Raw genomic sequence first — 14,559 nt, 5'->3', positions numbered from 1 at the left:
CCCCCCCCCCCCCCCCCCCCCCCCCCCCCCCCCCCCCCCCCCACGGCCCTGTCTGTTTGTTACGGCTCCCGACTAATTACGCCTGGGCGCCAAAACATTGGGGCGATGACTATTTCGACGATAAGTTGAGCAACAGAGAGTGGGTAGGGTAGAGTTTTAGGTGGCGAAACGGACCTAAACAGGGGGTGGGGATGGACGGAGCGGCAGCGCCGGAGACCTGGGGGGTCGACATCGGCGAGGTGGTGAAGCGTACTGATCTCCATGAGCTCTACGGAGGGCGCCGACAGGGCGGCATCGGCCCATCTCGCGTGTCGGCCAACGTCTTCCTCTTCACGGACCCCGCCAAGGGCCACAAGCACGGCTACTTCGACGGCTGGGGCGAGGACGGCTGCTATCACTACGCGGGCGAGGGGCAGACCGGCGACCAGAAGATGACCCAGGGGAACCTGGCGATCCTGAGCCACAGGCGAGAAGGCCGCGCACTCCGACTGTTCAAGGGTGTGTCCGCTGGCATGTGCGAGTACCTGGGGGAATTCGCGCTACCCGAGGAACGCCCGTGGTATCGCACCGATGCGCCTGAGACGAACGGCGGCCCCATCCGCAGTATGATCATGTTCCGGCTTCAGCCTGTCTCAGCCGAAGAACCGGTCGGGACGCAACTCCCCCACACACCCGCCAACGAGCCTGTGGTCGAACCCATAGACGTTGAGGCTCAGCACACTGAGCGGATGCTGGTCGACCCATCCCGCGAGCCCTACGAAGCTGAGCGGGTAGAGGCAAAGCTGGTTCGCGCTTTCGCCGATCATCTTCGACTACTCGGCCGCACGGTCAGCCGTCACCGGATCGCTCCGGCCGGCGTCGCGAAGCAACTGCTGACAGATCTCTACGACGGCTCGACCAATCGCCTGTACGAAGCCAAGGGATCGGTCTCACGCGAAGCAATCCGCATGGCAATCGGACAGCTCTTGGACTACGCCCGCTTCCTGTCTCATCCGGACCTGGGGCTCCTCGTGCCGTTCCGTCCGGAAGACGACCTACTTGATCTGTGCAAACAGCTACAGATCACCGTCGTGTGGCCGGAGGGAGACGAATACGCGTCCACGGGAGCGGTCTAACCGCAGGCACGAACCGTGCCCAGAACGTGGAGCAGGCCACCCGCGGCGCCTAGGAACGATGCGGGTGGCCCCTACTCGCAGCCCTTGAAGAGACAGGAGCACCTTCAGTATGTCCGAAAACTCGGACGGACGGGCGGCTCTGCTGGTCAGCGCGGCCATGTACACCAGCACGCTTTCGGCAGGAGTACTGCTGGTAGTACTAGGTCGGACCCCACCGCTTGAGGCTTCGGCTTTCATCTCCCCCTTCCTCATGGCCATGCCCAGAGCGAACGGGGCGGCGAGGGCCCGTGCCTCGACACGGAAGCAGCCGCCACAGAGCTAGGCCCGATATCAGGCGGACCGAACAACCATTCGGTCCGCCTGACATCGGCCGGTGAAGGATCATCGCCGGCCGAATGCAGCATCGATCGCACTTCGTGCCCGGTCGCTGCTGTCCGGCATGAGATGGGTATAGGTCCGCAGGGTGAAGCCGGGATCGGAGTGACCTAGGTACTCAGCAAGGGCCCGGATGTTCTCCCCCGCGTCCAAGAGCACGGAGGCGTAATAGTGGCGCAGTGCATGCATGCCGTGCTCACGTGACTCCTTGAACCGCCCACCGGGTTGGCGCTCCGGGATCACGCCCGCGGCGATGAGAGCGGGTTTCCAGAGGTACATGTTGTAGTAGTTCCGGTTCAGCGCCTTCCGCTCCCGCGAGTAGAACAGCAGCGTGGCCGTGACCGGCGGGCCATCCGGCGTCTTCCACGGCAACGTGACCTCGGCTGGCGGCCGGCGGGTGATGCGGCGGGCAAGCGCGTCGGAGACGACTCCCGGCAACGGCACGTCCCGCGACTTGCCGCCTTTGGGAGGTGCGAAGACCATACGCGGGCCGATCAGCTTCACTTGGCGGACGACGTGGACCACTCCCCCCCAGGAAGTCGACCTCGTCTACCGCAAGGCCGAAGACTTCGCCCTGCCGCAGCCCGCAACCCGCGGCGACGTCCACGGTGCTCGCGTACGCCTCGGGCAGACCCTCGCGCACTGCCCGGACCCGCTCGAAGGTCCACGGCTGCACCTTTCGGGTACCAAGCTTGGGCGCCTTGACCGAGCTGGCGCGGCACGGATTGCGAGCGATGATGCCATCGTCAACGGCGGACACGTTGGCGAAGATGGTCCGCTGGTACGAGGACGCCATGCCAGAGTCGTTAAGCGCCCGCACCCACAGCCGGATGTGCGTGGGTTGGATAGCACCCATGGAGCGGGGACCGAGGTGCGGGAACGCGTGCAGCCGGAACCGGAGCTCCGTGCTTACGATCGTTCACAGGTCCGTGGTCTGCGAGGCAAGCCAGTCCCCGGCGTACTGCTGGAAGGTGACCTTCCCGGCTGCCGGGTCTACGTACTGCCCTCGATTCATATCCGCAGCGATCTGCACGAGCCACGCTTCGGCGAGTCGCTTCTGCTTATCAGGGAAGAACCGGCTGCGCTCAGCGCCGTCCGGTGCTACGTACCGGGCGCGGTAGCGCATGCCCGTCCCATAACGGTCGGTCTTGAGGCGGCTGGTCTTGCCATCGGGCGTGATTTCGGTCTTGTACCAGCGGTCTTGGATGTGGCCTGCCATGCGGCGCCTTTCTGGGCATGGGGAAGCGGCCGGCGGCGGGTTGGTCCGCCGCCGGCCGCGGTGGAGAAGTGGGGGTGATCAGGCGGCGGCGCTCTGCTCGCTGATCCAGGCGTGCACGGCGCGCGGGTCGTAGCGGATGTGCTTGCCGACGCGGAAGCCGGGCGGGCCGGTGCGCTTCTTGCGCCACTGGTAGAGCGTTTCGACGGGGACGGAGAGCAGGGCGGACAGGTCGTCCGGGGTCAGGTAGCGGTCGGGCAGGCCCGAACGGAGCGCTGCCCGGGGGTCCGTCCGTGTGCTGGGCTGGCACGGGTCTCCTCAGGGATGGGCGCCGCAGAAACCGCGTAATCCGCACAATGCCCGGAAAGGGGCCGTGACCTGCGGGAACGGTCGCCGCATCCGTGCGCCGCAGAAACCCGCAGAGGTGCCGCAGAAATGGCGGTCGGCCCGATGACGGACAGCGGGGGCGGGATTTGTGCGGAGGTTCCGCGGGTTTCTGCGGCGGGGCGGGGGTGAGAGCGTTTCCGCAGGTCAGCGGTGCGTCAGGGGACTTCTGCGGATACTGCGGTTTCTGCGGCCCGGGTCAGGCGCCGGGGGTGCTCACGTCGGGGTGGATGAGGTAGCGGGGCGAGGGCGGCCGGCCACGGGTGCCGGTCCGCAGGACGGGCAGGGCGCGTATGTACCCGCGGTCTTCCAGGAGGTTCAGGGCGCTGTCGAGTTCGGCCACGGTGGGGAACTCGGAGCGGCTGACCTTGGCGAACACGTCGCGCTTGCTGATCTCGGACCACTGGTTGGCCTTGAGCACGTCGAGGACGGCGCGGGCCCGTTCGGCCGTGTCGTTGGCGCCCATGCGGTCGAACACCGCGAGGGCGTGGCCGGCGAAGTAGTCGGCGAGGGTGAGCGCCGCGCGCATGGTGTCGGCAGTGACGGGCCGGGCGTGGCCGCGGTCGAGATGTTCGGCCAAGTGCAGCAGCCCGGCGATGCGGGCGGCGGCGCCGGGGAGCTTCGACGCCCAATCGGAGATGTGGCCCATGGACGCGCCGCGGGCGTCGAGCTTGGGTTCCATGCGCTCCTGGAAGCGCTGCAAGGCAGCGTCCGCCTCGGGCGTGAGCTGGATGACCGCGGGATCGGTCCAATCCGCGAGGGCGAGTGTCAGCGCGACGACATTGCGCCCGTACACCTCGGCGACGGCTTCCAGCACTGGCTCCGGAAGGGTCTTGCGGCGACCGAGCAGGGACTCCGGCAGGGAGTACAGGAACCGTCCCAGCAACCCACGGCCCTTGGCACCCTTGATCTTCGCCATGCCATCGAGGACGGCGGGTTGAACCGACAAGCCCATGGTGAGCGCGGGGTGGTCGACGTACTCCTTGCGGGTCTGCCGGTCCACCCGCAACCGGTCTCCGGCGTGTCCCTTGCGGAACGGGCCCATGTTGGGGGGCCCCGGAGTAGCGGCCGGCGATGATGTCGAAGATCTCGCCCTCGGCCGACATGACGGCGATCCGCCCGCCTTGGTCAGCCATCAGCGAGGTGATGGTCTCGGGCGTCGCGTCGTCGGCGAGCAACTGCGGTTCGGGCGGCACGGTGAGCGCTTCCGCCTGTTGCGCCATGCCGACCGCTTCGGAGATCAGCGCGTCCCGTCCGTCCCCGGTGGCCGCAGACGCCTTGTGCGCTGCCTTGTCGGCTGCCTCGCGGGCGAGCTTGGCGGTCAACCCGGCTTCGATGATGGCGGGCAGCGCGCGTTCCTTGAGCAGCTTCTCAGCGTCGTACAGGGGATCGGTCATGGCTGCGAACACCGCGGACTTGCGGTTGCCGGGCGGCAGCGCGCACACGGTGAACAGGTTCGTGGGCTCGCGCCACCGGCCGCGCACGTGGACGACCGCGCGCCCGCCGGCGGCGGTGGCCAGCACGGCGAGGGCGACGCACCCGGCTAGGTCGACGGGCGTCTGAGTCTCCTCCGCGAGGGCGGCGGTGAAGTCCCGCAGCCACCCCGGGAGGGCGTCGACGGAGAACGGGGGCAGCTCGCGGCGCTGCTTGAGCGGTACGGGGTCGTCCCACGGCAGCACGGCCGGCGCGGTCTCCGTGGCGTCTTCGGCGGGGAACGCGGCCCACATGTCCGGAACGGCACAGAGGGAGCCGGGGGCCGTCGCGTGTCCTTGGCGAGATCGGGCGACGACCCCCGGGGTACGAATTCGGGAAGCGCTGTTCATCACGCGGGAGTCGGACCCGCGTGGCCGCCTACTTGGCCGAGGAGAGGCGGCGTGATCCCCATGGAGTTGTCAAGGTGCGACCGCTTCCTTCGAGCACGTTTCACGGTGCCCTCCGGGCGGCGGAGGTGCGCCAACTGGTGCGCACCAGAGTCAAGCGGTGAGACCTGATGTCGCGGCCCCGCCGTTTCCGGCGCATCTCCAGAACACCGCGCCGAACGGCGAGCCGTTAGCCAACAACCCCGCAGGACCAGGGCAGTTAACGGCCGGGTTAACCCCTGTTGAGCTGCGGCGATGTGAGGCATGCTTGTTGTGGCCAACCGTTGTTGACACGGGGAGGGCGGCCGTGAGCGAGGGCTTGAGGGATGCGCGCCGGGCACGCGGTTGGTCGCAGGACCGGCTGATCTCCGAGATCGAGCTGTACGCGCGCCGCCATCTCGCGGACGTGGCGTCGCGGGCGAGCCTGCGCGTCTACGTGTCGGAGTGGGAGAGCGGTCGGCGCCCAATCTCCGACCGCTACGCGGCCATCATGCGCGGACTGCTCGGGGTGACGGACGCGGAACTGCGCGGGGCCGACCACCGTGAGGCGCCGCCGGTGGCGGACGGATACGCGGATCTCCTGGCGCGAATCGACAAGGCGAGCAGCGTCAGCGAGTCGATGGTGAAGACCTTCAACGATCAGACCGAGCTGCTGCGGACGTTCGATCGGCAGATGGGCGCGGCCGGGTTGGTCGATCAGATGACGGGGCACCTGACGGCGCTGGAAGACGCGCTCAACTTCGCTGTGCTGCCCGGTACGCGGCAGCCCGTTGGCCTGGCGCTCGCGGTGCCTCAACGCCCGCTGCGTGGCAGGCACTCGACACCGGCGCGGTCGAACGCGCTTGGCGGCAGTACGAGTTGGCCAAGCGGGCGGCGCAGGATGCCGACGCACCCATGTACCTGGCACACGCGATGGCTGAACAGGCGTACGTGCTGTGCGAGGCCGGGCGGCCGGCGCTCGGCGTCGACCTCGTGCGAGACGCGCGGCGTACGGTCGCGGGCCGGGCGTCGGCGCGACTGACGGCGTGGCTGTGGGCTGCCGAGGCGGAGTTGTGTGCGCAGGCCGGGATGCCGGCCGACTGCCGGCGTGCGCTGGACGCGGCGACCGCGGCGATCCCGGACGGGCCGCAGGACCGGGACCCGGACATGTTGAGCATCTTCCTCAACGGGACGCACCTGGCGCGGTGGCAGGGCAATGTGCTGGCGATGCTCGGCGATGACGAAGCGGTCGGCCGGCTCTACGCGGGACTGGAGACGTTGGACCCGACGTTCGTACGCGCGCAGGCCGGCGTGCGGTGCGACCTGGCACACGCGCACCTGGCACGCGGCGAGTATGACCAGGCAGACGCCCACTTGCGACAGGCGCGGTTGCTGGCCAACCGCACCGGCTCGGTACGTCAACTGCGGCGGATCGACATGCTCAGCTCGCGCTTGTAGCGGTGTACTTGGCCCGGTTGGCCAGGATGTGCAGCAGCGCCACCAGCGTGCCGGAACCCATGAGGTCGCCCTTGGCCATCAGGCCGGGGATGTCCGACAGTGGCACCCACTGCACGTGCCCCGCCTCTTCGAGGTCGGTCGGCTCGCCCACCTTCTCGGCGCCGCGCCCGACGAAGATCTCATGAGGCGAGTCGACCATGCCGATCATCGGTTGGAACGTCACGACGTGCTCAAGCTGCGCGGGCCGCCACCCCGTCTCTTCCTCAACCTCGCGCAGCGCGGTGGCCAACCCATCCTCGCCAGCGTCCACGATCCCACCCGGCAGCTCCCACCCGAACTGATCCGCCACGAACCGGTACCGCCACAACATCAGCACCCGATCCTGATCGTCCAGCACCGCCGCGATTGACACTCGCTGCAACGTCACCACGTGATGCTCAAACCGCTCCACCCCGGGCGGCTCAACATCCCACAGCTCCAGCTTTACCCACCGGTTGTCGTACAGCTCCCGCTTCCCGTGAACCTGCCACCGCTCTAGCCCCCGGGCGCCTCGGTGACCGCGCCCCCAGGCACGCGGTACGAACTACGGCCGTGCACCTCAAGAGCACCCTCGGCAACGAGCCGGGCAAGAACCTGCCGCAGCGCGGTGCGACCGATCCCCAGCTCGTCAACAAGCACCCGCTCGGACGCAAGCTTGTCACCGGGCCGTAGCTCGCCCCCAGCGAGCCGACTACGAATCGTCTCGTAGACCTTCGCCGTCTTAGGCCCCATCTACAGCACACCCTCCGATTCTCTGCCGACATCTCAGCCTATCGGCTCCACTTGTGCCCCAACCATGGCTTCATCTTCCACGCCCAGCCCAGCCCCGTCGACGGTGGGCGAATCTTGCAAATCGGTAGTGCTACCACCACTTGAGGGAAGAGACTACTGACATGGCACTTGAACAAGGTGATCTTGATGCAGTCGCATCAATGCTAGATAGCGCAACAAAAAGTGGATCAGCACACGACGCCATGATGAAAGTACGCGAAGCGATCCCCGCGTCGGAGGAGGACGATCTCCCCACCGCGCTTATCGCCGCCCAATGGGCATTTTACTATCATGCCGAGGTGAAGCAAGTAGAAAAGTCGGCCAAGGTTTCACTTAACCCCTTTTTCATCGGTCCATCAGGAGAGAGTCAACCTCCGACCGTCACGGCGGTCTCGGCCGAGATTGTCACCGCGTGGAGCGACCTCGCTGGAATGGTCAGATCACCTTTTGCTCGCGCACGTCTGCATCACCTCCTTTTCGAGCGAAAGGCAGCAGAAGCACACCGCCACGCCCGCGTCGCGGCAGAAAACTATCTACTAGCGGCTGAGAAATGCGAAAATGGGCACGCGAAATCAGAGAACTACTCGGTAGGACTTCGCCTCGCAAGGGCCGTGAAGTCCAATGACATAGCCGACTCAATCATTAGCTCGATGACTGATTACGCCAGAGCGGAGATGCTGCAAGGATCGGAACGACCGGGCGCAGTTCTGTCAATGATACGCCCGATGATGCTAGAAAAACAGCCTCCGGAAATCGTGAGCAACCTTCTAGACTTGGCGTTTGACGCGTATGACGACGTCCACATCAGAGATCAACTGCTGACCCTCCGTTTGAAAATGACCAACAAGGGAGACGAAAGAAGATCGATCGCTGAGCTAGCCGTGTCCATCTGGAACGAAGCTGCCAGCGAAGCCACTGGCCTCGTCAAAGCCGCACACCTGCAATCCGCGCTCCAGTGGGCTACCAAGTACGGCAGCCCTGAGCTGGTTGAACAGGCAGCTTCCATGCTGCAAAGCATTAGGGACGAAGACATGGGGCTCGCCACCTTTAGCGCGACGAGTCACGTTAGCAAAGAACAGATAGATGAATTCCTCGAACCCATCGGGAAGCTTCCCGGGTGGCGTGAGGTGCTTGACTACCTGCCTCACATTTACGGCCCACCGACAGGAATTATCGAGAACACGCGCAAGCAGGTTCGAGAGCATGCCGCCAGCTTCGTCTTCCGATCCTTGATGAACAATGTTTTGATTGGCGGCGATAATCTTCCTCGCTACACGGCTCAGAATGATGAGCAGAAGAACGAAATGGCACTAGCGGAGCAGGAATCATTTACCCTCCAGGCCACTTCTGGCCTCCTTGCGATGGCACTGAGTAAGGTTGCGGATGTTCACGGTATACCCCTCGAAGAAGACCTAGCTGCCCATTTTTCGCATTCGGCCCTAGCTGATGAGACCTTGGCAGCTTCACTAGCCAGGGCGTTCATGCGCTACTGGATGAACGACATGGAAGGAAGTGCATTTACGGCTGCGCCGCGCATCGAAGCCCTCGTGAGAAATTTTGTACTGGGGCTCAACTACGGCGTTTATAAGCTCCAAAGAGATGCGAAGCCTGGCCAATATCCCGGCCTCGCGGTGCTTCTCGCTGCACTGCGCGAGAAAGGACTCGATGAATCCTGGTATCGCAGCCTTTTGACTGTGTGCGCGAACCCTGCCGGCGGTTGGAACATTAGGAACGAAATAGCACATGGATTCGTGGGATACTGTGACGCTAGGCACGCAGCGACCCTCCTCTATCTTGCCCTCTACCTACTTTCCTTCAGGAGCGGAGAGGATGCAGTTCCGGTAGACAGAGAGGAAGAAGTGCCCGCTGAGGCTGCGGATGGGGACGCGACGAGTTGAGGGCAGAGGGACGTCACGTGGGATAGCGGCCAGCCAGACGGGCAGTCGGCAGACGATGGAGTCCGGCCCAGTCAGTATCGAAGCGACGGACGCTCGGGCCGTCTCTGGGCCGTGAAGAGGTGGCCTATGGCGACCGACAACGACCGTTCCCCCGCAGGTCAGCGCGCCATGCCGGGCTGAATCCGCAGGTCCCGGAACCGGCCCATCACTTCTTCGACATCTAAACCGGGGCCCGGCGGCCTGAGCCGCCCGCTCCGGAGTCCTGACACAACCGCGAGGGCCGCTGTTCCATTTACCGGAACAGCGGCCCTTGCGGTTTTTCGCGCCAGGTCAGCGTGCTTTGCGCGAACACCGCCAAAAGCGCCATTCCGTTCGCGGCGTGTCCTCTTCGGTGCGGTGGGGCTCCGCTGCGCTCTGGGCGTCCTCGTACTGCGATGCCACGACAGATCGCAGCAGGTCCTCTGCGGCACTGAGCCGTTCACGAAGGTCCTGCACTTCCCGGTCCTGCTCGCGGCGAGCTTCCTCGTGCCCCGTCTCGGCAGCGCGCCGGCGGTTCTCCTCCTCCCTGGCCCAGGTGAAGTACAGCTCCGATCGTCGGCTGTGCAGACCGTTCAGTTTCTCCAGCAGGATCAACCGCTCGTCCTGAACGGCTCGTAACTCGTCCTGGAGCCGCTCAACGCGATCGGTGTGCCCATGCAGCTCGGTTTCCAGGTCGGCCACGCGGCGGCGGAGTTCCTCGTTGCGCCCTCGCTCACGGCCCAACTGCTCATGCAACGCAACCAGCCGATCCGCCAGGTCGGCACGTGTTTCCAGCGCAACCAGGAGTTCTCGGCGTGCCTCTCCCTCACGGTGGCCGCGCCTGGCCGCCTGGTCCTGGAGGTCCTCCTCCGCCGCATCGAGGTCCGGGATGCTCAGCTCCGCGGTCGCGGTGGGCTCCTCCGCCTCTTCCGCCTCTTCCTCCCAGGCGGCGGGCTGGGGCAGGGTCAGAGGTGACGCCTCGTCGCGAACCGCGACCCAGAGCTTCCGGAACTCCTCCACATCACCGCCGAGAGCCTCCACCACCAGTTCGAGCGCACCCCAGCCGGGCGGGATGTCGCAACGAAGCACGTTGCCGGCCGTCGTGTGGCTGATCGCCTTCTCGGTGCGCTGTGAGACGACGCGGAAGCTGGGCTCACCACTGTCGCGGTGAAGTCTCCGCAGCCGGTACCTGAGTGCGTCCAGGGCCGACCCCGACACCGGTCGGGATGCTGCCGACGTCATCGTCCCCCCTCGGATCTCACCACCGGTCCGATCCTCTCAGGGGTCCACCCACGCCACGTGGAATTCGCGGAAGCGTCGGCCGGCAAGCGCTGTCAACTTCCGTCAAGCAGTGGCGCAGGACGTCACGAATCGTCCACGTCGAGGACGAGTCAGGCAGCCCCTGTACGCAATCGCTTCGGGCGTCGCGACCGGCGGGAACGTTGAGTCACCGGATTGTCCGGGGCACCGCACCCACTGGGGAGTCCACTCGCATGACGTCGCTCGCGCTTGTGCTGCTGGCCGGGCCGGCAGCCGTCTGCATGCTGGTCACGGCCCTCAGCGCCGTGTACATCTGGTCCGGCGACGCGGGTCGCCGGACCCGCGCGTGGCATGTGCTGCAAGCGCTGCTCGACAGTGCTCGACGTGGCCGCGGGGGCGGATCGCGCTGACCGGGTGCGGGCGGGTCGCCTCGGCTCGTCGTCTGGCGGTCGGGGCGGGGTGGGGGAGAATGGGGGCATGCCTGAGTTGCCCGAGGTTGAGGCGTTGCGGGGGTTTTTGGCGGAGCACGTGGTGGGGAAGGGGGTGGAGCGGGTGTATCCGGTGGCGGTGAGTGCGTTGAAGACGTATCAGCCGGGGGTCGGGGATCTGGAGGGGCGGCGGTTCGGGGCGGTGGCGCGGTACGGGAAGTTCCTGGATCTGGTGGCCGATGACCTGCACCTGGTGATGCATCTGGCGCGGGCCGGGTGGGTGCGGTGGAGCGAGAAGCTGCCGGATGCGCCGCCGCGGCCCGGCAAGGGCCCGCTGGCGCTGCGGGTCCGGCTGGGGGAGCCGGCGGGGGCGGGGTTCGACGTGACGGAGGCGGGCACGCAGAAGCGGCTGGCGGTCTATGTGGTGCACGATCCGGCGGAGGTGCCGGGGGTGGCGCGGCTGGGGCCCGACCCGTTGTCGGCGGAGTTCACGCCGGAGGTGTTCGCGGGGATGCTGGCGGGTGAGCGGCGGCAGATCAAGGGGGTGCTGCGGGACCAGAGTGTGATCGCGGGGATCGGCAACGCCTATTCCGACGAGATCCTGCACGCGGCGAAGATGTCGCCGTACAAGCTCGCGGCGAACGTGTCGGGGCAGGAGGCGGCGCTGCTCTACGACATGATCGGCAGCACGCTGCGCGACGCGGTGGAGCGGTCGCGCGGACTGCCGCTGCGGGATCTGAAGGCGGAGAAGAAGAGCGGGCTGCGGGTGCACGGGCGCAAGGGCGAGCCGTGTCCGGTGTGCGGGGACACCATTCGGGAGGTGTCCTTCAGCGACTCGGCGCTCAACTACTGCCCCACCTGCCAGACGGGCGGGAAGCCGCTCGCGGACCGCCGCCTGTCGCGTTTTCTGAAGTAGGGGCGGGTCGGGTGGCCGGGCCCGGCGAGCGTCATGGGCCGGGCCTGCCGGGTGCGGTGTGGTGCGGAGGCGGAGGCGGGCTCGGGGGCGGGTCATGAGGTGTTCGCGGTGAAGGTGACGATGGTGGTGATGTCCCCGCCCGGGGCGGGGGTGCACGCGTCGGAGGAGCCGGCGCACGGGCCGGTCCAGCTGCCCGGGAGGTAGCCCGGGCTGATGACGGTGCCGATGCCGGCCGAGCCGGTGGTCGAGGTGCTGCCGGACGACGTGCCCGAACCGTCGGTCGTGCCGGTGGCGCCGCTGGTGCTCCCCGCGGTGCTCGTGCTGCCGGTGCCGCCGGTGTCCGCGCTCCCGCTGCTGGTGGTCCCGGTGGTGCCGGAGCCGTCCGTGGCCGCGGGATCTCCGTGGGCTTCGAGGCGCAGCGGCGTCTTCGTGTCGTAGTAGCGGACGGTGCAGGGGGCGGCCTGGTCGCAGCTGGTGACGGCGCCGTCGGAGCTGATGTCGACGTAGCCGTGGCGGCGCCCGTCGGTGTCGGGGGCGACGGTGACCTTGACCGTGGCGAAGGCGCGGCCGGTGAGACGGGCGGTGCTCTTGGCGCCCTTGCCGTAGCTGACCGTGAGGGTGTCTGCGCGGCTGCCGAGCGCCGTGGGTGCGAACCGGACGGTCACGCTGCAACTGCCGCCTGCGGCGAGGCCCTTGGACTGTGCCGGGGTGCCGCCGGCCTCGTCGTCGAGGAAGCCGGGCGCCGTGGTGGCCTCGGTGTGGCACGAGCCCTGCGTGATGGCGAAGTCGGAGCGGGCCGAGAGGGAGATCGCGTCCAGGGCGACGGATCTGCTGTTGGGGTTGGTGATGGTGAGCTTGGCGACGGGCGCGGTGCCGGACGGGCCCGCGTGGACGTCGCCGTAGTCCGCGGTGCCCTTGATCGTGAGGGGGTGCAGCGCGGTGTCCGGGTCGGTCGGCTCGTCGGTCGCGGCGGGGTCGGTGCTGCCCGGGGCGCCCTGGGTGCCGGTGCCGTCGTACCGCCGGGGGCCGGGCAGGCCGCCGGACGACGCCGGGCCGCCCTTCGCGCCGGCCGCCGAGGTCCCGCTGTGCCGGCTGGCGCCGCCCACACCGCCGAGCCCGTCGCGGCCGACGGCGCCGACCGCCACGGCGACGCCGGTCGCCAGGACCGCGGTGGCGGTCCCCACCCCGACCAGTGCTCTGCGGCTGCGGCGCCGCGCCCGGGCTCTGCGCCGCCGGCCGGTCGAGCGTCCGATGCCCGACAGCCGCTTGCCGAGCAGGGTGCGCGCGGCGCCCGCGCCGCCCGTGTCCCGGGTGTCGCCGCTGCTGCCCGCGGCGAGCGCCAGATTCGCCCGGGTGTCCTCCGCCGCGGGGCTGTTCCCGAGGCGGGTGCGCCGTGTGTGCAGCTCCAGCGCGTGGGTCAGCGCGGCCATGGCCGCGCCGCGGCGGCCCTCCAGGAGGTGCAAGGTGCCCTCCTGGTGGGCGAAGTGGGCCTCGGCGACCGGGTCCGGCAGCCGCTGCGCCGCGATGCGCCCGATGTCGAGTGCCCGCTGCCAGGACCGCCAGTGGCCCTGGAGGCACAGCACCGGTTCCACGGTCAGGGCGAGCGCGACCACGGTGTCCCACGCGCCGTGGCTCGCTGCCGCGTCCAGCAACGGCACTGCCACGTCGGCGGCTTGCCCCGCCTCTTCGCTGCCCGGGTCGCGCGCCTCGATCCAGCCGGCCAGGGCCCGCAGGGCGGTGCGGAGGTCGAGGTGGGGGTGGAGCAGCCGCAGGTAGGGCTCGGGCAGGCCGGTCGGCAGGCCGAAGCGGTCGCCGTGCTTCTCGGCGAGCCCTCGGGCGCACAGCTGCTCGAACCGCTCGGTGCCGGGCTCGACTTCGGCCATGGCCGCGACGAGCCGGGCCGGCAGGTGGGCGCCGCCCAGCAGCGCCAGGACGGCCAGCACCCGTTTGGACCGCGGGCCGAGCACGGCGATCGCCAGTTCGTCCAGCACCTCGGGGTCCGGCTCCACCTCGCACGCCAGCTCGGCGATGCCGCGGCCTTCGTACCGCACCAGCGCGGCGGCTTGGCGCAGCGCGAGGGGTCGGCCGCCGAGTGCGGCCACCAGCCGGTGGGACGGCGGGAGTTCGGCGCCCGCGACGATCCGGCCGAGGAAGCGGGAGAACAGGGTCACCGCGTCCTCGGCGGCAAGGCCCGGCAGGGGGTGCGAGACGCCGAGCCGCCCGACGCCCGGCCGGACCGCGCCGATCAGCACCGCGCAGCCGCGTAACGCGTCGCGCAGCTCGGCGATCTGCGGCGGGTCGTATCCCACGTCGTCCAACGCGACGACGGCGACGACCTGTTCGAGGGCGTGGCGGCACTCCTCGGTGCTCAGCCGGGGTGCCCCGGGCGGGTATTCGTAGAATTCGCGGACCAGGTCCTGGAGGAAGTCCTCGAGGTCGGCGGCGCCGGCGCGGATATATGCGTCCGGTGCGACAGCGCGCAGCAGGGAGGTCTTTCCCGATCCGCACGGCGCGGTGAATTCGACCATACGGCGCGACCGCACCACGCTGCGCAACAGACCCAGTTGTTCTTCCCGCCCCACGAGTGTGCCCACGACACCCGTGTGGGGGTGGCGCACCCGGCGCTCGGGCAGGAGCAGGGCCGGGGCGTCCGGGCCGCCGCCCCCGTCGTGGCCTCCCCCGCCGCGACCCCCGCCGCGACCGCCACCGCGCCGGCCGGTCTCGGGCGCGGCGCGCTCCAGCCTGATGCCTTGGCCGCGACCGCCGACCGACAGGCGGAACTCCCCGAAAACGAACCCTTCCATTTCTGCCCCCGGAACCCCTGTTTCCCCGGTCATCCCCGG

Annotated in this window: 8 protein-coding genes and 4 pseudogenes; 5 read left to right on the top strand and 7 right to left on the bottom strand. The window is 68.3% G+C overall.

The features are described from left to right. Positions 1-191 precede the first annotated feature (191 nt). A complete protein-coding gene (locus tag AC3EVP_RS24490) occupies positions 192-1,115 on the top strand; it encodes an SRA domain-containing endonuclease (RefSeq protein WP_435133033.1) in 924 nt (307 codons plus the stop codon). Positions 1,116-1,496: 381 nt separating this feature from the next. Here AC3EVP_RS24490 and AC3EVP_RS24485 read toward each other — a convergent pair. From AC3EVP_RS24485 to AC3EVP_RS24470, 4 genes and pseudogenes are all read right to left on the bottom strand, one after another. Continuing rightward, positions 1,497-2,709: pseudogene (locus AC3EVP_RS24485) on the bottom strand (tyrosine-type recombinase/integrase). A gap of 78 nt (positions 2,710-2,787) precedes the next feature. Further along, entirely contained in the window at positions 2,788-2,967 is a 180-nt protein-coding gene (locus tag AC3EVP_RS24480; protein ID WP_435133063.1) for a helix-turn-helix transcriptional regulator, read from the bottom strand. A gap of 322 nt (positions 2,968-3,289) precedes the next feature. Further along, positions 3,290-4,093 carry a DUF3987 domain-containing protein gene (locus AC3EVP_RS24475; protein ID WP_435133031.1) on the bottom strand — a complete coding sequence of 268 codons (804 nt, stop codon included), beginning with the start codon at positions 4,091-4,093 and terminating at the stop codon, positions 3,290-3,292. A 109-nt stretch (positions 4,094-4,202) separates the two neighbouring features. After that, positions 4,203-4,817 (bottom strand): annotated as a pseudogene (locus AC3EVP_RS24470) (DUF3987 domain-containing protein); the annotation flags it as partial. A 439-nt stretch (positions 4,818-5,256) separates the two neighbouring features. Between AC3EVP_RS24470 and AC3EVP_RS24465 the strand changes: the two are divergent. Then, positions 5,257-6,386 (top strand): annotated as a pseudogene (locus tag AC3EVP_RS24465) (helix-turn-helix domain-containing protein). Here AC3EVP_RS24465 and AC3EVP_RS24460 read toward each other — a convergent pair. Beyond that, a pseudogene (locus AC3EVP_RS24460) lies at positions 6,370-7,157 on the bottom strand (NUDIX domain-containing protein). The pseudogenes AC3EVP_RS24465 and AC3EVP_RS24460 overlap by 17 nt on opposite strands. A gap of 161 nt (positions 7,158-7,318) precedes the next feature. Between AC3EVP_RS24460 and AC3EVP_RS24455 the strand changes: the two are divergent. Further along, positions 7,319-9,094: a DUF4209 domain-containing protein gene (locus AC3EVP_RS24455; RefSeq protein WP_435133028.1), complete on the top strand. Its 1,776-nt coding sequence runs from the start codon at positions 7,319-7,321 to the stop codon at positions 9,092-9,094. Between the two features lie 330 nt (positions 9,095-9,424). Here AC3EVP_RS24455 and AC3EVP_RS24450 read toward each other — a convergent pair whose 3' ends face one another. Continuing rightward, positions 9,425-10,354 carry a hypothetical protein gene (locus AC3EVP_RS24450; protein ID WP_435133026.1) on the bottom strand — a complete coding sequence of 310 codons (930 nt, stop codon included), beginning with the start codon at positions 10,352-10,354 and terminating at the stop codon, positions 9,425-9,427. Positions 10,355-10,605: 251 nt separating this feature from the next. Here AC3EVP_RS24450 and AC3EVP_RS24445 point away from each other — a divergent pair, with 251 nt between their 5' ends. Further along, complete coding sequence (locus tag AC3EVP_RS24445) at positions 10,606-10,782, top strand: hypothetical protein (protein ID WP_435133023.1); 177 nt, start codon at positions 10,606-10,608, stop codon at positions 10,780-10,782. Between the two features lie 67 nt (positions 10,783-10,849). After that, positions 10,850-11,716: an Fpg/Nei family DNA glycosylase gene (locus AC3EVP_RS24440; protein WP_435133020.1), complete on the top strand. Its 867-nt coding sequence runs from the start codon at positions 10,850-10,852 to the stop codon at positions 11,714-11,716. 92 nt (positions 11,717-11,808) lie between these two features. Here AC3EVP_RS24440 and AC3EVP_RS24435 read toward each other — a convergent pair whose 3' ends face one another. After that, complete coding sequence (locus tag AC3EVP_RS24435; RefSeq protein WP_435133017.1) at positions 11,809-14,244, bottom strand: hypothetical protein; 2,436 nt, start codon at positions 14,242-14,244, stop codon at positions 11,809-11,811. Positions 14,245-14,559: the final 315 nt, after the last annotated feature.

The sequence above is a fragment of the Actinacidiphila sp. bgisy144 genome, from assembly GCF_057708105.1.
The sequence above is the reverse complement of the archived record's forward strand: the minus strand, read 5'-3'. Positions and strand labels throughout refer to the sequence as shown.

What these genes read in the sequence shown, in the direction of transcription:
- AC3EVP_RS24445 (WP_435133023.1), top strand. Translation starts at nt 10,606, where the DNA reads ATGACGTCGCTCGCGCTTGTGCTGCTGGCCGGGCCGGCAGCCGTCTGC.
- AC3EVP_RS24490 (WP_435133033.1), top strand. Translation starts at nt 192, where the DNA reads ATGGACGGAGCGGCAGCGCCGGAGACCTGGGGGGTCGACATCGGCGAG.
- AC3EVP_RS24450 (WP_435133026.1), bottom strand. Translation starts at nt 10,354, where the DNA reads ATGACGTCGGCAGCATCCCGACCGGTGTCGGGGTCGGCCCTGGACGCA.
- AC3EVP_RS24440 (WP_435133020.1), top strand. Translation starts at nt 10,850, where the DNA reads ATGCCTGAGTTGCCCGAGGTTGAGGCGTTGCGGGGGTTTTTGGCGGAG.
- AC3EVP_RS24435 (WP_435133017.1), bottom strand. Translation starts at nt 14,244, where the DNA reads ATGGTCGAATTCACCGCGCCGTGCGGATCGGGAAAGACCTCCCTGCTG.
- AC3EVP_RS24455 (WP_435133028.1), top strand. Translation starts at nt 7,319, where the DNA reads ATGGCACTTGAACAAGGTGATCTTGATGCAGTCGCATCAATGCTAGAT.